Below are 15851 nucleotides of genomic sequence, written 5' to 3'. Positions count from 1 at the left end.
CGGTATGACCAAATACCCTTCTTTCCAAGCTGGGAGAGGCTAAAGGATGTTTTTATTTATTTTATGAAAGAAAGAGTAAATATCTTTATTGCCTGTCTAAATGATAATAGTGATTCAGAAGGAAACAATACCGGATTGAAGAAGAAAAACAGTTGGTTTCAATAAACTTATTGCTTTCAAACAAAAAAGTAGAGAGGTGTTTATAAATTGTATAGAGGTCGAGATATGACTAGATTGTCAATGATTTCAAAAAAAGAATGGAAAGATGATGAACTTACTTACTTTCATCATTCACTTCAACAGATAACTCCCTATTTAAATGAAGAAGGTCGAAAAATTCATCGTCAAATTATAGAGGAAATCGAATCTAGAGGTGGACTTCCCTGTATTGATTCGAACTGCACACATGATAAGGATATTAAATCTAAAGGGTGAACTTAATACATTGAAGGATAGGGAAATCCCTAAATATAAGGTTCATCTGAAAATGGTAATATTTTCAACATGTTAAGAAAGGCTTGTTTATGATATAAAAATACAATCAATGTAAGTAATATTATCGGAAATATAAATAATTTTTGGGCTGGGTGTGAGTCTCCGGTTACTTGGTAGAGCATGGTCCAAAAGTGGTGAATAGCCCACGCAGAATCTGCAATAGACATCCCAACTTGAGTGAGTAGGATTCCGGTAATCTGGTTGTTCGGGTCGGCGTAGATAGAGGTGCCACTTCGTCCGACCCAGCCAAATTGGCCGATGTGCGCATAGTCACCGCGGTAAGTTCACACCGTCATCCCCATATCCCAGCCACCGTAACGCCCTTGTCCATTGGAAAAAGGAAGCTTAAGGGCTACCAATATAGCCTTTAAGTTTCTTTTCTATTCCGATAAAAACCATTACGGTAACTAACCTAATCCTGCTTACGATATACAACTCAAAAGGGAATTATTTAAGCTTATTTCTTATTTTAAGATCTTATCTAATCTTTCAGCCTAGGAAAGTTAGGCTATAGGGGAAAGACTAATTTTATCTACTATACATTTGGAGTTTAACAATCCACATCTTAGTTCCTTGAAAGCAGATAATTTAACTCAATTTATACGACCTTTACCCTGTATCTGTATGAGATTGTTTTTAATTAGCTGGTGAAGGATATATCTATTAGTTGAACAACCTATTTTATAGGGGGAGAGGAGGAGAAAATAGTGAAAGAAATTAAAGTAGCAGAAAATAGTGGTCAGGCAAATAAGTTGATTGAAGATCTTTTTACCACTGGTTTTAGTAAAAGTGAAGTTTACTTGTTGGCCTATAATAAAGAGCGTTCGGAATATTTAACAGATATAACAAATACAAAAGAATATCGAACTTCTGAACAAGGGATTTTTACGTCTACTGTTGATAAGTTATTTTCTCGTGAAGATGAACTCCGTTCTAAAATGACTTCGTTAGGGTTAACAAAAGAAGAAACTGAACGATGTATAGGTGAAATGAAGCAAGAACGTATAGTAATTATTGCAAAGAAAAGTATTTAATAGTTTGCGGATGGAATAAATGTTAAAGAAACTAAGTGATCGAGAAGAATGAACCTTATTGGTATGTTGCTGTCTATATATGGTTTGCTCTATTATTAGAAAAGTATATAATTCTAAAAAAGCTATACAAACTCTCTTTACCTGTTAATTATAGAGAGTTTGTATAGCTTTTTTACTGATATTATTCGTTAGTAGTAAAATCATCTGTTTTTAATGCAAAAACTAGTATACGGCCCCAATTTAATTCTTTTAAATAGTGTTGAACTTCCTCATCTGATAATCCCAAAGAGTAAAGCTTAGAGTGTAGTTCATCTTTGTAAAAATGAAATGAATTTGCTATTGGATTGTTATCCCTTAATTCGGATACACCAATATCGTTTATATTCAACGCACTTGTCAATTCTTCAGTACGATCTTTTTCATGGGCTAATAAGTAGATATTATCTTTTCTGAATCCTAGACTTAAAAATTGTTCAATAGCCTCTTTTACTTCATAGCCGTCCTTTACTACTCTTATTTTCTTCATTAAAAAACCTCCTTAATCATAGGCTATTTAATGGAAGTTTATAATATGAATAACTTGCTACCTTCTTAGAACATCTTAACTACGCTTTAGATATTTTAGACTAAGGTATGAAGCCCATGAATATGTTTGTTGGCTCTAAAATAATACATATGATTATGATGAAAGCAATATCTGTCCAAGATACAACTGAAGTGTTTTACAATTGTATTAACATAGTCAATAATATGAACTGATGATTCATTGTTTCTTTTCATTATAATATTGCACAGGGAACATAGATCCTTCTGAGACCATTTTATTATCTTCAATGTCCAGAGGGTCTGGATGACCTGCTTTGTGTATGGGAAATGAGGCCAATTTTTTGGTCGATGATTCATATGAAATAACTTTTTTTACACTTCGAACAAACCCTTTTACCTTATCTAAGTTTGATTTATCCTTCAATAAATAAGTTGTAATTCCTACGCTTACTGTTGAAATAGCAAGACCAGAAATAAGTGTTTTTTGTCGCATTCTACTTACTCCTCCTTAGTTTTATTTTGAAACCATTTTCCTTATGTGATAGCTTAATAAACCTGTATTTTTAGGTATCATTTGCAAGCTTCAAGGCTATCTATTAAATTTTAAAAGCAGATCGTTCAATTTAACTTGTAGATTATCTCGTAATTATATCTAATTCAAACTCAAATGTTTTTTCGCAAAAACCAATTAATCATGTATTTTTTCTTGTTTAAGGTCTCTTCTCTCATTTTATTTATCTTTATAATCGAATCGAAAATTCCATAAGCATAGGTTTGAGATCATCTTCGTTAGGATAAAAGTAAATAAACTATTTCACCTATAGGAGGAGATGTATATGGATTTATATGGTCGGAACAGGGAGGTATTAAAATGACAGAGTCAAGAAAGAAATCCCCCCATCCTCAAGAGACCAAAAGAAGGGATCATGCTGAGCAATATCCTACGGAGAATAAAACTCTATTTGATCAATTTAAAACTGAAGAGACAGTTGATCCAATACCAACTGAAGAGTTAAAGATAGAAAAGCAAGATGAAAGAAATAGGAAGAAAACTAAAAATGAATCCTCCACTGAAAATAAATATAAGAGAAATTAATATTAAATCAATAGCATGAAAAAGTAGATATTCTAATTGATTATTACACTAAGTTATTAAAAAGTACTTGAAAGGAGTGGTAAGAATGGGAAAAACAGAACTACAGCCGGTTTTTGTTTATTTACATCCAGATGTATTAGCGCAAGGTGGTATTTATTTTATCGGACTAAATAAACGAGACAGGGAGCTTCCTCCGGCGAGTATTGAACATTTACGTTTAGATATGGCTAAACAATATTTCCCTTGGGATCCTGAGGCTCATCTTGTTGTAGAAGAAGGAAGATTCCAATGGGATGCTGTAAAAAAAGACTATATAGAAATCGTCGCCTAATAAAAATCTCGACATGGTAAAATGTCGAGATTTTTCATTTAGATAGTTTATTGTAGATAATAGGCAGAAATATACGCTGCGCCTCATATAATATTTAGAAACAAAATTAAATAGCCCATCCATAAACAATTGCAGAGATCACAATAAATCAAATCATTCTTTATAATAGATGGGTGAACAACACTCCTACAATAAAGACAAGTTGGTTTAGTTTCAATGAGTCCTTCCATACTATGCGGGTTAACGTAATGTGCGTTATTGATACAAGAAGAGGGAACACTCTATGATGAGCGTTCCTTTTCTCTAATCTCAATTCTCTTTAAAATACTTGTCCATTCTTTGCTTTAAATCTTCATAATTTTCATCGGTGGCTCGTTCGAGACCATATGTAAGAACATCTTTCGCTTTCTTTTTCTCATTAGCCATTAGATAAAAATCACATACTCTTTCATAAAATACATCTTCCTCATTCAAAGCCATCTCAGCTGCTGTATTCCAATCTATAATCTGTTCATAATGAGGAATACCTATATTTATTACATTTTGAACAAATTTACTAAACTCTTTTTTATCTGACTTTTTATTGTAAAGTGTAAAATGTTCTTCATTACCTTCTAACCAATTAGGAATATTCCAATCTGCGCTGGCAACAACTACATTATTAGCTTTAGCTAACTGAGTACCCCAAGTTTGCTCATACCATTTCCCATATTCATTTGACGATACATCCCACATAGTCCAAAAAATGCATTCATCTTGGGAGCTATACGGACTAATACAAAAAGATAAACTTAAACTGAAATGCCCTGTCTTTCTAGAGAATTTAGGTGTGCTTTTGGCATATTTGAAGCCCAAAGGCTCTAAGAGAGGAAGGAGATCAGTTTTAATATGAAAATTAAGTAAGTCTTTTGGCTTCATAATTTCTCCTCGATTGGATGCTAAAGTTGATTGCCATTAGGTAGCAGCATGTAGCTAAAATATTCTTGAAAAACACCCGTTCCTTTGAGGCTGTTCTTAACAGTGGTAAAATGCTTTTCTACTGCGTTACTATAAGTCGGATTTCTGGATGGAGTTCGTCCGGAAAGGTAAATAAGTTCTATAAATGGATCTTCTTTGTTCAAATTGAAGGATTTATTAATCAGTGATTCACCGAACTCTTTCGTTTTATCGTAATCTTCTCCAAAGTATTCTGGAAACAACTCAATCATAAAACCAAAAACAGCATTAAAAAATGCATCTTCTTTAAAATGAATGATTCCATAATGATAAAGTTCCTGTAGCAATTCTTCATAGTCATCATAATCACTTTCTTGTACTTTACTCGTGTTTTCTACGCCCCATTCTACACCTAAATACCAACACAAAAAGCTAAGTTTGAGAAAAACCTTTAAGTCCTGGGAATTTTCTTTCCAAGTATGATATAACTTATCCCTTGCTGCGTTCCAATCAGATTCTTTTTCCAACTGATCGGTATCTTTCAGTTCCCAGTTTTTCATAGATTACCTCCAATTTTCTTTTAGTCTCCTACTATAGATATTTTTTGGATTTCATGACTACTTAATATTTTTATTAATTCGCTCAATGCCGGATCATAATCTCCTGGGATAAATATTTTTATGTTCTCTAAATCCTTTATAAATTTATCAATTTCGTCTCGATCAAATTCTACATTAGTCAAATAGTAATCTCTAATTTTTCTTAAATACAAATAACTTCTCCAGTTATTATTTGTGTGAAATAGAGCATCATGTAATGACTCCTCAATTTCTTTAAAATCAAGATACCGATCTTCTTTACCGTACATCTCAATATCAAGTCCCATGTGCTTCCCTCGCTTTCTAATTAATTTATCCAACTAAAGTAATTATATCGCTTTATAGATAAGTATCCTCTAATTAAATTTAATAAGGATAGCCATAATAAAAAGTTCGCAAAAGTATACTTTTACGAACTGTGGGTTTGTATGAAAAATTTATTATTCTCGACGTTCGTTCAAATTTAAAAACATTTTAAGAACGTTCTTTAAAATTCACGTAGTTTTATGAACGTTCTTAGCAAAGTAATAGATTAAAAAGTCTACTTCCTATAATCAAACTTATGGAAACTAGAAAAATAAAAATTACAACCCTACTCATTTCTAAGTTAGGGTTGTAATTTTTATTTATACATGTAACTGCTGATTAACCAATCTCTTTACTTTCTCATAAGCTTTGACCTCACCTTGGTAAAAACATGCACTGTTCCAGTCTTCTCTTTTCTCCGCATCCTTTCTCCACGCATCAGATTGTTCCAGTAACTTATCAATGTATTCAATAAATTTCTTTCGTTCCATTTAATCACCTTCTTTTATCAAATTTGGAAATATTTTTAAGTTATTTCGATAAGTAATATTTCTAGAATTTAGTGAGAATACCTGTTGAAATTTGATATAATCTCCAGGACTTTTAGGAATAAAAGAAATGACCTCCAGTAATGAAAGTCATTTCTTTTATTTTATTACCTGTTTATGCTCATTTTAATGAGTTATTTTAATTCTTTTTGATTTTAAAAACATTACTTATGTTAATTTAAAGAAAAATAAAAAAAGCTGCCAATACAGCTAGGCAGCCCTTCCTTAAATATCCCTAATTATTCTCTCTGCTATAAACCATAGAGGAGATATACTTATTTCTTTTGCTTGTTTGTTGATTTCTCATTATTCTTCCCTTTTTCAGAAGTAGTAATATCCGCATCTTCAACATGACTTTCTGGTTTCTGATTGTTTACTGAGGCTGTAACCTCTTCAATCTCTTTGATAACAGGAGAAGTTGTCACTTTAAGTTGAGCTTCTTGTTTCTTGTTGGGTGAAAGTTTAACTTTTTCCTCTTTTGGAGCATCAGAGGCAATTGCGGCAGCAACTTCTTGGTAACTTTGGTCTACGTAATTATCCATGTTTTGATAGATTTCAGAGTCAGCAAGTTCAGGAATTGCGGGAAGTTCTGACTGTTCAATTTTTGCTTCTTCCTTTAGAACAGTATCTTTCATCTCTTTAATCTCTTGAATTTTACGCTTACCAATGATGACTTCTTCCACAACTACAGGCCTCTTGGTTACTTCAATTCGCTCCTCCATAATAGGAATACGAATGATCTCGTTCTCTGTCAATGGGCTACCATCATACTGACAGTCTATGACCGGGCGACGTTCTACGTAGATTTCCTCACGCATAACTGGAACCTTGATAGTTCGTAGTTCTTCTACAATTCCCTTACGAAGTTGTATTTCCCCAGTCTGAACTCGCTCTTTCCTTACATTAAGTTGCTCTTCACGAAGTAGCACTGACCTATGCCCCTCTGTCTCGTATGGCAACTCCCTAACCGTAGTATATGAAGGAATTGTTTGAGTTTCATCCACATCAATTAGGATAAGGATTTTCCCTTCTTTTACATCCATTTCACACTGTTTTGCAGTAAAGTTTTGAATGCCCATTCTAATAAGTTTTGAAGTTAGGCCACCAGCTTGGGTAGTAGTAGCCATTCCACCTGTCATTATGGTAAGAAAGCTATCCATCATCACACCTGCCAACGAACTTACAGCTGACGTTCCAGCTTCTATCATTACATTCGTCTCGGCTCCTAACTGTAGAGTTTTACTTCTATCCTTTGCTACTACCAATATATCTGTTTCACGATATCCCTGACTTTTTAACCCCTTAATTGCATGTATTGCTTCTTGCTCCGAATGAAAAGTCCCTACAACTCGTTTTCTCGCTTCCATTTTCCCATCTCCTTAAATTTTAATTAAACGAAAACTTCTTTTCACATTTAATTCCATCCTTATTGTGTATATCATGTACCCAGTGGGCTTCTATTTAAAACTTAATACGGATGACTATGTAAATGACACCTAAATCATAAAATGTAGAAAGATGAAGTAGAGGCAATATCCATATTCGGGAAAACTTTAGAGTTTTTATTGAAAAAGAACATTCGTTCGTATATAATATGAAAAAGGAAAAACCTCATATTTTTCCTTAATTGAAACATATAGGATATTTAATACAAAGATAATTTACAATTAGTTTTCATGGAGGAGAAAAAGCGATGAATTCTACATACCATCATTTAAAAGATACAAAAAAAGAAGAAGGGCAAAAAGAATTACTTGAGAGAAACCTAGAAGCTCATAGAAGTAGAAGATGGGTAACCAACTCCATTTACGCTATGTCCCTGCTTGTAGTTGTACTTTGTTTCTATTTTCATGTACCAAAGGCTGCAATTATTACTCTAATCTTATTTTTGATATGTGCAACTAGCGAAATACTGTATAGAGCGTTAGATAAAAAGATAGAACTACGGTTAAAACGGATTAAACAGGAGAAAAGAAAGATCATATTTAAAGGAAATAAATCCTAACAGCTTTTCTACAAATTCCTTTCTGCTATACAGATTTGAAATTATTTTTCACATGGGAACGAAGAAGAAAGAGTTAGCTTCATTATAGAATGAAGTAAAAAAGCAGTCCTTTAACTATTAAAAGACTGCTTTCTTACTATATAGAAGAGAAAGAGTAGCAAAAAATCATCCTTGATAAAGTTTACGACTATGCTGAATTTCCGGATAAAGTTAGTGGCCGTTGCGATAACTGCAACTCAGCTTACTTCAAAATTTCTGTAAAGGATGGCGTATTCTTACGTGAATGTCGAGAATGCGGGATGAAGAAGAGTATTTAAGCATAGATGATACGGAAAAAGGAGGGGTAAATACCTTCTCTTTTTTGGTTAGACTGTGTTTTAACCCTTTTTCTAATTTGTCCTGTTATAACTTTTCTCTTAGCATAGAAATTTCATCAATCAAATCCTTTATTAATCGTCCCAATCCTGCTAATTGCTCATCTTTGCGATCATAATCATCAATTTTCATAGATAATTCTAAAATACGACAGGTCTCTTCAACTGTCAGACCATGATCTCTTGCAAGAGTTTTTACTGTATCAAGAAATTTAACAGCATCATTATCAAAATAATGTTTTCGGGGTATTTGATTGAATAATGTTCCCATTTTCTCTCTCCTTAAAAGCTTAATATTAGTAAATTGTACAAATGAATCAGTGACAGATTTGTAGGTAGTACAGGCTGAGAGATTATATTTATTGCAAAGACTTATTTTTAAAACTTGAGGCATTCGATTTACAATATTATTGCTACCAATCTGCACGGATTTATGTAATAACCCCCTAGAAGTACGGAAATTATATATTAGCAACATTGAGAATTGGACTGTATTACTTTATAAACTGTTAATCGGAAATAGACACTCCGCAACATCATTTTTCGGTGAATTAACAATTGTAGATACAGGGTATGATTTCATCTTTTGAGCAGGAAAAGGAATTAGCAGAGATTTAAGATACTCTATATCATACATCTTAGAGTCCATCCATACATCATATGCATTTTCTTCAAGAATTACAGGCATTCTATTATGAACTTCTTGCGTGATTTCATTTGGGATTGTGGTTATAATTGTACACGAATAAAGGGGATCACCATTTTTATCCCATTCATCCCAAAGTCCAGCAAATGCGAATGGCCGGTCATCTTCCATAACAAATCGAAAAGGCTGCTTATTTTTCCCTTCTTTTTTTATTTAATGTTTTTTTAACTCTCTTTAGAACTTAAGGTATACAATTTACAATGCTGCTACCACTGATGCGCATTACTTTATATCCTCGTTTCCTCAAAAAAGCACCTTTCTTTCAATTATATGATTTTTTCCCTATTAAAGAATGATACCGTTTTCCACCGCATTCAATCGCAAGCCTATCTACGGCAAGGCTGAGTCTTTATGAATCAAATTTTGTTTATGCTCGGACAGAATAGCCATTTATAACTAATTACTGACACGAAGGTCTTTCAAAAGTTAGTTGGGCTGTGATATGTCAAATATTCTGCTTTCTATCCAACAACAAGAAGACTACCTTCCATTGGTAGTCTTCCTGCTACTATAATTCCTTTACCTTATATGCAAAAGGTCACTTACTGCGTCCTTTAGTTTTCCATAGGTTCTTATTTTACTGAAGTCTATACCCAATTGAACGGCTGTTAAAGCGATCTCTGGACGGATACCTGTGATCGTTGTATCGATTCCTAGCAATTCTAACATGGTTACCACTTGAAACAATTCATTCGTCATCATTGTATCAATGGAAGGTACGCCTGATAAATCAATTATTAGGCAAGACAATTCAAGGTCTTTTGCCTGCACCATAATTTTTTCTACAAAGTTATTGCTCTTATAGTCATCAATCTGACCAATTATGGGAAGGACACCAACTGTATCTGAAATACTGATAACTGGTGTACTAAGTTCCGAAATTAGCATTTTTTGAGCATATATTTGCGCCTCTGCTACTTGCCCATAATACATGGTAAAAAGTTCAATCATCCGATCAAATGCTTCGTTTAAAGTTCTATTCCATAAAAGAATATCTCTTTGCGTAATACTAGACTGATGGAGATCTACAAATACTTCAACCCTTTTAAGAAAAATGAAACGGAATTTTTTAAAATGCTGGATACTTTGATACAGAGGATTCCCTAAGCGAGCTCGTTTGGTTGCAATCTCTTGGGCCCAACCACTAAGATTTTTAAAAGATCCATCCTTTAGGACCTTTACTATCGTACGGGTAAAATAGTGATTTTGTTCTCGAAGGTATTCAGTTACCTCTAAAGAAGCATCAGCTGTATAAACAGAATTCTCTTCTATCTCTCGAGAATCTAACCACTCTTGAGCCATTTCATTCACATGTTGTAATAAAAAATCATGTAATTCTTGAGTCATTTTATCCATAGTGTTTTCCCCTTTGGTGATAGATAACTTTACCTTTCCCTTTTATTGAGTATAGAAAACCTAACTACTATTCAAAACATTGATACTCACTTTAAGATATGGTGCATTCATCCAATAAAGCGTTTCTGGGGTACCTCTTTATTTTTATCGATGAATTATTTGAGTTAAAAAATAAAATGAGGTTAAGTAAGCTACTTAATATTGGCTTTGATTCTAAAAAAAGAGCTACTCATCTGAGTAGCTTTTCTAAAAAACAAACATTTAAGGGAATATAAGGGATTTAGGTTCCTATTATCTTAGTCTGCTCAAAAACCTGAATTTTATTCTTCTCCTATTTATTGAACGTTTCGTTATTATTTGATGTCAAAGGACTCTCTTGATTTTTAATATTTACTTCTTCCTTCTTTAAAGTTTCCGATATCTTTTCATTTTTTTCTTTTCGTCGTTTACCTACAACTACTTCTTCTGTTACCACAGGCTCTTTTGATACGGTCACTTTCTCTTCTTCAAGGGGAATACGAACTGTCTCTTCATCTTCTCTAATCTGCGTATTGGTTCTTTTATCAGATACAGGACGACGTTCTACGTAAACTTCATCATGCTCGACAGGGATATTAACTGTTTCTTCTTTTTGAAGAACGTCCTTATCGACTTGAACTTCTCCTGTTTGGACTCGTTCTTTATCTACGTTTAATTGTTCTTCTTTTAGCTCAATATGTTCTTCTGCATTTTCAGGAACATTTCTTTCATGCTCACGATGTTCTCCATATAATGATTTATCATAAACAGAGTCACCTTTCGCAAAAGCAGAATTCTCTCTATTTCCTAAGAAAGAATTTGTTTTTGTCTCTCTATTAGCTCTTACTAACAATAATACTTTTCCTTTTTGTAGATCATCTGCATAAGGTCCTGCTTCTGTAAGAGGGACACCTAAGTTAATTAAACGCTTTTCTACTTTTGCTTTATCTTTATGAGTCTCTTGATGATGATTTGGTGAAAACATATGTTTAATTTTATCCATAATTGACTCATCATGATGAGTTTGTTCTGTGGTTTCAATCTTCTTTACGTCAATTCCTTCTTTGCTCTCTACTTCCAAATATTCCTCTTTATCGATATCTTTGCTGGTTACCAGAGAAAGATCCTTCTCCTGAAATCCTTGTGTTTTTAAGTTTTGAATAGCTGTGATAATAGCTTCTTCATTATCATACGTACCTATTACATTTTTTGTCATGAGTAGTTCCTCCTCCTAATATAGAAAATGGTTTATATAAATGGATTCATTTATGCTATTTGTAATACCCCAGGTTCTTTTTCTAAAACATTCAAAAAATTAGCCAATCCTTGTTTAAATGGAAGTGAGCTGGGAATATAACTCACAAGTCAAAAAAATCATAAGGAGGAAACAAACATGGAAAAGAATAAGGAAAATGAAAAAATGAGTAGAGAAGAAGCTGGACGAAAAGGTGGAGAAACTACATCTAAAAATCATGATAAGGAGTTTTTCCAGGAGATTGGAGAAAAGGGTGGAAAGGCTACATCTAAGAACCAAAGCAAAGAGTTTTTTCGAGAAATTGGTGAAAAAGGCGGAAAAGCTAGCAATAAAAATTCTAACAATTAAAATCTCTACAAAATAGCTTAGCTAGGTACTGATTTATACGCATAGGGTCTTCAAAAAATACGATGACATGGAGGAATTGAGACATGACAAAAAAATTAGCTATGCATGAGACGCTAGAAGTCCATGAAATCTTAACGCTTAAAACATCATGTGTAACGAAAGGTACAGCGATGTTGGAGCTGGTAGAGGATGAAAAATTAAAAAAGATTCTTGAAGAAGACGTGGAAACGTCTACTAAGGCAATTGATGAATTACAAAAAATTTTAAAGAAAGCTCAATAACAGGAGGGGTCGAGGAATGGCTACTAAAAGTACGCTTAACAAAACATTAGATGATCTTGCTATCGCAACAGATTTATTATTATCAGCGAAAAATGGTGTACGAACGTATGCGGTAGCGCTTACAGAAACGGCAACACCAGAAGTGCGCAAAGTATTAAAAAAACAATTAGATGAAGCGATCGATCTTCATGAAAAAATCGCTCAATACATGATTGATAATGAAATGTATCATGCCTACGATGTTGAAGAACAAGTAAATCACGATTTGAAAAAGGCAGATAAAGCATTAGATTTAGCAAAAGGTTAAATGGTAGGTAGGTTTGGAACGTCTCTTTACAAGAGAGTTCGAGCCGAATCATAAGGGTAAAAGCAAAAAAGCTATCCACTATATAAAGTGGATAGCTTTTTTGCTAATGAATATGTCTCATTATTATTGTTGAGGAAGATGTAAGGCTGTATCAGTTGCTTGCAAGTCTATCTTTAGCTGTTCTTGCATATTTTGAGGGTGATAGTACCCCTTTGACACCATATAATCCGTAATCTCTTGATGTGTATATAGAAAATAAGCCACCTAGGGATATCGAAAGTAGGTGGCTTATACTGTAAACTTAATATGGAGTACGCTTTTAAAAGTTAATTTCTGTAAAAAAGAGAGCTACCAGATATACCTGGGTTCGTCATTTCATAGGGATTTAAAATTAATTCCAGCTCCTCCTCAGTCAATACGTCATATTGCAAACATAGTTCTCGTACCGACTTTCCATTTAAAATAGCCTCTCTAGCAATTCGAGCCGCTACTTCATATCCGATATGTGGATTTACGGCTGTAATAATCCCTACACTTTTTTCTACATACTCTTTTAAACGTCCCTCGTTTGCTTCAATGCCTCTTAGACAATGTTCTGTGAAGACGTGAAATGCGTTATTCATAATACTGATTGACTGAAGCAAGTTAAACACAAGAACAGGCTCCATCACATTTAGTTCAAGTTGACCTGCTTCCGATGCCAGGCAAATTGTATGATCATTACCTATAACTTGAAAAGCTACTTGATTAATCATTTCAGGCATGACAGGATTGACCTTTCCAGGCATAATAGATGAACCAGGTTGACGAGCTGGTAATATAAGTTCAGCTAATCCAGCACGAGGACCAGATGCCATTAATCGGATATCATTCGCAATTTTAGACATATTAATCATGCAAACTTTTAAGCTAGCAGAGACTTCTGTATAAGCATCTGTATTTTGAGTCGCGTCTACAAGATGATTGGCCTTCTTAAGTGGTAAACCACTGATATTTGCTAGATATCTTACAACATTTTCGATATAACGTGGATCTGCATTTAAACCCGTCCCAACTGCAGTTGCTCCCATATTAACCTCATATAAATGTCCATAAGATTGCTTAATACGTTTCATATCGCGCTCAAGAACACGACTATATGATTCAAATTCTTGACCAAGACGGATTGGAACCGCATCCTGTAGGTGAGTACGTCCCATCTTTATAATAGAATCAAATTGTTCTGCCTTTTTCTGAAATACACTGTGCATATAATTCATTGTTTTCAGTAACTTATTTAACAGATTAAGCGTTGCAATATGGATAGCAGTTGGGAATACGTCGTTTGTTGATTGTGACATGTTTACATGACTATTAGGGCTTAAATCGGAATAAGAACCTTTCTTGTGACCAAGTAACTCTAAAGCTCTATTTGCAATAACCTCATTTGCATTCATATTCATTGAGGTCCCCGCACCACCCTGTATTGGATCAACAATAAATTGATTGTTTCTTTTCCCTTCAATAACCTCGTCTGCTGCTTCAATAATTGCATTACCCAACCCATCATATAACCTTTTTGTTTCCATGTTAGCAAGAGCAGCAGCCTTTTTAACGATTCCTAATGCTTTAATAAGCTCTGGGTGAATCTGATATCCTGTTATTGGGAAGTTTTCAACTGCGCGTAAAGTTTGAATCCCATAATAAGCATAAGTAGGAACTTCTTTTGTTCCTAAGAAATCTTTTTCAATTCTTACATTTTGTTTTTTTGGTATTTCTATATTTGCCATAACATTGTCTCCTTCTTTACATAAAAAGAAATTTTTTATGCTACGTCCGATTTTCTAATAGACTCTGTATAATGCTTTGCTTTTTCTTTATCGAATCCGCCTTCCCACTTAGACATCACAATAGCAGCTAATGCGTTACCTACTACGTTGACAGATGTACGAAGCATATCTAAAATACGATCAATACCAGCAATGAATGCCATGCCTTCTAGAGGTAATCCCATTGATCCCAGTGTTGTTAATACAACAACAAATGATGCTCCTGCAACACCTGCCATTCCCTTAGAAGTCAACATCAACACAAGTAAGAGTGTAATTTGTTCTATGAAAGATAAATGAATGCCATACATTTGTGCGATGAAAAGGGCAGCAATGGCTTGGTAAATGGATGATCCATCAAGGTTAAACGTATACCCTGTCGGAATAACAAATGATGTGACAGCTTTTGGACAACCAAAGTTCTCCATTTTAGTCATTAACCTTGGCAATACTGCTTCAGAGCTTGCAGTTGTAAACGCTAAAATTAACTCATCTTTTAAGATTTTTATAAGGACTAAAACATTCGTTCCAGCCATTTTTGCAATAATACCTAATACTACAAAAACAAAGAAAATCATGGTCAGATATATAACAAGTACTAACTTTCCTAAAGGAATTAATGAGCCGATTCCAAACTTCGCCACATTCAAACCAATTAAAGCAAATACGCCAAATGGGGCAAATTTCATAACTAAGTTTGTCATCCAAAACATGGATTCCAGTACGCCTTCAAAAAAGTTTAAAACTGGTTTGCCTTTTTCTCCAATTGCTGCAACTCCTAGGCCAAATAAGACTGAGAAAAAGATAATCGCTAATAAATTTCCTTCAGTCAGAGATTGGAATATATTGGTTGGGATAATATGAACGATTTGAGCTGCTACACCTGCACTCTCAGTTGTTTTAGATGTTTCTTCATATTTGGATATATCACCTTTCTCTAGGTTCCCCATCTCTATACCACTACCTGGATGGAATAAATTTGCGGCTAATAAGCCCACTGCTAATGCAATTGTAGTAACAATTTCAAAATAAAGAATGGTTTTTCCACCTAGTCTTCCTAACTTTTTAATATCACCTACACCAGCTATAGATACGATTAGTGCAGATACAACGATAGGAATAACAATCATTTTAATTAGGTGAAGAAAAATATCCCCTAAAGGTTGAAGAATCGCCATCACTGTATTATTTCCATAAAAAATAGCGCCTATAGCAATCCCGAACGCAAGTCCAATAAATATTTGTGTAGCTAATCCCAATTTCTTCATAGTTGTAACCCCTTTCAATTTCTGGTTCATTAAAACACTTAAAGAGAGCCTATGCTTAGGCTAGCGTCTATAAAAAAGACAATAATTAAAAATAAGTCCAATGTGTGAATAATCTTTAAAATAACTGGTAATCATATGATTTGAAATTAACTCCCCCCTTCAGTAAAGCGTTTTCAAAACCTTCATTGTAAAAATACACTTTTTCTGATCACCTTATATACCTGAGCATATAGT

Annotated in this window: 20 protein-coding genes and 2 pseudogenes; 8 read left to right on the top strand and 14 right to left on the bottom strand. The window is 33.8% G+C overall.

Features of this window, described 5'->3' with window-relative positions:
- Window positions 1-207: 207 nt before the first annotated feature.
- Window positions 208-435, top strand: coding sequence for a hypothetical protein (locus OK414_RS09095; RefSeq protein WP_263046187.1), 228 nt, complete (start codon window positions 208-210; stop codon window positions 433-435).
- Between the two features lie 158 nt (window positions 436-593).
- Here the strand turns inward: OK414_RS09095 and OK414_RS09090 are convergent.
- Window positions 594-830 (bottom strand): annotated as a pseudogene (locus OK414_RS09090) (serine hydrolase); the annotation flags it as partial.
- A 372-nt stretch (window positions 831-1202) separates the two neighbouring features.
- Here OK414_RS09090 and OK414_RS09085 point away from each other — a divergent pair.
- Window positions 1203-1529: a general stress protein gene (locus OK414_RS09085; protein WP_047933669.1), complete on the top strand. Its 327-nt coding sequence runs from the start codon at window positions 1203-1205 to the stop codon at window positions 1527-1529.
- 181 nt (window positions 1530-1710) lie between these two features.
- On the opposite strand, the gene OK414_RS09080 is transcribed toward OK414_RS09085, so the two are convergent.
- Window positions 1711-2055: a general stress protein gene (locus OK414_RS09080; protein WP_013082697.1), complete on the bottom strand. Its 345-nt coding sequence runs from the start codon at window positions 2053-2055 to the stop codon at window positions 1711-1713.
- Window positions 2056-2292: 237 nt separating this feature from the next.
- Complete coding sequence (locus tag OK414_RS09075) at window positions 2293-2568, bottom strand: hypothetical protein (RefSeq protein ID WP_016763742.1); 276 nt, start codon at window positions 2566-2568, stop codon at window positions 2293-2295.
- 378 nt (window positions 2569-2946) lie between these two features.
- Between OK414_RS09075 and OK414_RS09070 the strand changes: the two genes are divergently transcribed.
- Together OK414_RS09070 and OK414_RS09065 are read left to right on the top strand one after the other, a co-directional pair.
- On the top strand, window positions 2947-3171 hold the full coding sequence (locus OK414_RS09070; RefSeq protein WP_047933673.1) for a hypothetical protein: 225 nt from the start codon (window positions 2947-2949) through the stop codon (window positions 3169-3171).
- An 85-nt stretch (window positions 3172-3256) separates the two neighbouring features.
- Window positions 3257-3502: a hypothetical protein gene (locus tag OK414_RS09065; protein WP_047933674.1), complete on the top strand. Its 246-nt coding sequence runs from the start codon at window positions 3257-3259 to the stop codon at window positions 3500-3502.
- A 309-nt stretch (window positions 3503-3811) separates the two neighbouring features.
- On the opposite strand, the gene OK414_RS09060 is transcribed toward OK414_RS09065, so the two are convergent.
- The 5 genes from OK414_RS09060 to OK414_RS09040 all read right to left on the bottom strand — a co-directional run bounded on the left by OK414_RS09060 (window position 3812) and on the right by OK414_RS09040 (window position 7258).
- Window positions 3812-4420, bottom strand: coding sequence for a hypothetical protein (locus OK414_RS09060; protein ID WP_263046186.1), 609 nt, complete (start codon window positions 4418-4420; stop codon window positions 3812-3814).
- Window positions 4421-4440: 20 nt separating this feature from the next.
- A complete protein-coding gene (locus OK414_RS09055) occupies window positions 4441-4998 on the bottom strand; it encodes a hypothetical protein (RefSeq protein WP_171777397.1) in 558 nt (185 codons plus the stop codon).
- 20 nt (window positions 4999-5018) lie between these two features.
- On the bottom strand, window positions 5019-5324 hold the full coding sequence (locus tag OK414_RS09050) for a hypothetical protein (protein ID WP_047933677.1): 306 nt from the start codon (window positions 5322-5324) through the stop codon (window positions 5019-5021).
- Between the two features lie 339 nt (window positions 5325-5663).
- Window positions 5664-5834, bottom strand: a complete 171-nt coding sequence (locus tag OK414_RS09045) for a hypothetical protein (RefSeq protein WP_016763740.1) — start codon at window positions 5832-5834, stop codon at window positions 5664-5666.
- A 332-nt stretch (window positions 5835-6166) separates the two neighbouring features.
- On the bottom strand, window positions 6167-7258 hold the full coding sequence (locus OK414_RS09040; RefSeq protein WP_171777398.1) for a YsnF/AvaK domain-containing protein: 1092 nt from the start codon (window positions 7256-7258) through the stop codon (window positions 6167-6169).
- Window positions 7259-7584: 326 nt separating this feature from the next.
- On the opposite strand from OK414_RS09040, the gene OK414_RS09035 reads away from it, so the two are divergent.
- Entirely contained in the window at window positions 7585-7896 is a 312-nt protein-coding gene (locus OK414_RS09035; protein WP_016763738.1) for a hypothetical protein, read from the top strand.
- A 402-nt stretch (window positions 7897-8298) separates the two neighbouring features.
- Here the strand turns inward: OK414_RS09035 and OK414_RS09030 are convergent, their stop codons facing one another.
- From OK414_RS09030 to OK414_RS09015, 4 genes are all read right to left on the bottom strand, one after another.
- Complete coding sequence (locus OK414_RS09030; RefSeq protein ID WP_016763737.1) at window positions 8299-8541, bottom strand: hypothetical protein; 243 nt, start codon at window positions 8539-8541, stop codon at window positions 8299-8301.
- A 228-nt stretch (window positions 8542-8769) separates the two neighbouring features.
- Window positions 8770-9129 carry an SOS response-associated peptidase gene (locus OK414_RS09025; RefSeq protein ID WP_257064447.1) on the bottom strand — a complete coding sequence of 120 codons (360 nt, stop codon included), beginning with the start codon at window positions 9127-9129 and terminating at the stop codon, window positions 8770-8772.
- 366 nt (window positions 9130-9495) lie between these two features.
- Window positions 9496-10332: an STAS domain-containing protein gene (locus OK414_RS09020; RefSeq protein WP_171777399.1), complete on the bottom strand. Its 837-nt coding sequence runs from the start codon at window positions 10330-10332 to the stop codon at window positions 9496-9498.
- A 331-nt stretch (window positions 10333-10663) separates the two neighbouring features.
- Window positions 10664-11566 (bottom strand): YsnF/AvaK domain-containing protein, encoded by a 903-nt coding sequence (locus OK414_RS09015; protein ID WP_047933684.1) that lies wholly within the window; start codon window positions 11564-11566, stop codon window positions 10664-10666.
- Between the two features lie 177 nt (window positions 11567-11743).
- Between OK414_RS09015 and OK414_RS09010 the strand changes: the two are divergent.
- The 3 genes and pseudogenes from OK414_RS09010 to OK414_RS09000 all read left to right on the top strand — a co-directional run.
- Window positions 11744-11941, top strand: a pseudogene (locus OK414_RS09010) (KGG domain-containing protein); the annotation flags it as partial.
- Between the two features lie 95 nt (window positions 11942-12036).
- Window positions 12037-12234 (top strand): hypothetical protein, encoded by a 198-nt coding sequence (locus tag OK414_RS09005; RefSeq protein ID WP_013082684.1) that lies wholly within the window; start codon window positions 12037-12039, stop codon window positions 12232-12234.
- Between the two features lie 16 nt (window positions 12235-12250).
- Window positions 12251-12541, top strand: a complete 291-nt coding sequence (locus OK414_RS09000) for a spore coat protein (protein WP_047933685.1) — start codon at window positions 12251-12253, stop codon at window positions 12539-12541.
- Window positions 12542-12867: 326 nt separating this feature from the next.
- Here the strand turns inward: OK414_RS09000 and aspA are convergent, their stop codons facing one another.
- On the bottom strand, window positions 12868-14310 hold the full coding sequence (aspA, locus tag OK414_RS08995; protein ID WP_128820942.1) for an aspartate ammonia-lyase: 1443 nt from the start codon (window positions 14308-14310) through the stop codon (window positions 12868-12870).
- Window positions 14311-14345: 35 nt separating this feature from the next.
- Window positions 14346-15617, bottom strand: coding sequence for a cation:dicarboxylate symporter family transporter (locus tag OK414_RS08990; protein ID WP_205662634.1), 1272 nt, complete (start codon window positions 15615-15617; stop codon window positions 14346-14348).
- Window positions 15618-15851: the final 234 nt, after the last annotated feature.

It is taken from the genome of Priestia sp. JV24, assembly GCF_025910025.1.
In the GTDB taxonomy this organism is placed as follows: domain Bacteria; phylum Bacillota; class Bacilli; order Bacillales; family Bacillaceae_H; genus Priestia; species Priestia megaterium.
This window is presented reverse-complemented; position numbering and strand designations above follow the sequence as displayed.

Excerpts from the sequence above, each read along its gene's own strand:
- OK414_RS09080 (WP_013082697.1), bottom strand. The coding sequence starts at position 2,055 with ATGAAGAAAATAAGAGTAGTAAAGGACGGCTATGAAGTAAAAGAGGCT.
- OK414_RS09075 (WP_016763742.1), bottom strand. The coding sequence starts at position 2,568 with ATGCGACAAAAAACACTTATTTCTGGTCTTGCTATTTCAACAGTAAGC.
- OK414_RS09070 (WP_047933673.1), top strand. The coding sequence starts at position 2,947 with ATGACAGAGTCAAGAAAGAAATCCCCCCATCCTCAAGAGACCAAAAGA.
- OK414_RS09065 (WP_047933674.1), top strand. The coding sequence starts at position 3,257 with ATGGGAAAAACAGAACTACAGCCGGTTTTTGTTTATTTACATCCAGAT.
- OK414_RS09060 (WP_263046186.1), bottom strand. The coding sequence starts at position 4,420 with ATGAAGCCAAAAGACTTACTTAATTTTCATATTAAAACTGATCTCCTT.
- OK414_RS09055 (WP_171777397.1), bottom strand. The coding sequence starts at position 4,998 with ATGAAAAACTGGGAACTGAAAGATACCGATCAGTTGGAAAAAGAATCT.
- OK414_RS09050 (WP_047933677.1), bottom strand. The coding sequence starts at position 5,324 with ATGGGACTTGATATTGAGATGTACGGTAAAGAAGATCGGTATCTTGAT.
- OK414_RS09045 (WP_016763740.1), bottom strand. The coding sequence starts at position 5,834 with ATGGAACGAAAGAAATTTATTGAATACATTGATAAGTTACTGGAACAA.
- OK414_RS09040 (WP_171777398.1), bottom strand. The coding sequence starts at position 7,258 with ATGGAAGCGAGAAAACGAGTTGTAGGGACTTTTCATTCGGAGCAAGAA.
- OK414_RS09035 (WP_016763738.1), top strand. The coding sequence starts at position 7,585 with ATGAATTCTACATACCATCATTTAAAAGATACAAAAAAAGAAGAAGGG.
- OK414_RS09030 (WP_016763737.1), bottom strand. The coding sequence starts at position 8,541 with ATGGGAACATTATTCAATCAAATACCCCGAAAACATTATTTTGATAAT.
- OK414_RS09020 (WP_171777399.1), bottom strand. The coding sequence starts at position 10,332 with ATGGATAAAATGACTCAAGAATTACATGATTTTTTATTACAACATGTG.
- OK414_RS09015 (WP_047933684.1), bottom strand. The coding sequence starts at position 11,566 with ATGACAAAAAATGTAATAGGTACGTATGATAATGAAGAAGCTATTATC.
- OK414_RS09005 (WP_013082684.1), top strand. The coding sequence starts at position 12,037 with ATGACAAAAAAATTAGCTATGCATGAGACGCTAGAAGTCCATGAAATC.
- OK414_RS09000 (WP_047933685.1), top strand. The coding sequence starts at position 12,251 with ATGGCTACTAAAAGTACGCTTAACAAAACATTAGATGATCTTGCTATC.
- aspA (WP_128820942.1), bottom strand. The coding sequence starts at position 14,310 with ATGGCAAATATAGAAATACCAAAAAAACAAAATGTAAGAATTGAAAAA.
- OK414_RS08990 (WP_205662634.1), bottom strand. The coding sequence starts at position 15,617 with ATGAAGAAATTGGGATTAGCTACACAAATATTTATTGGACTTGCGTTC.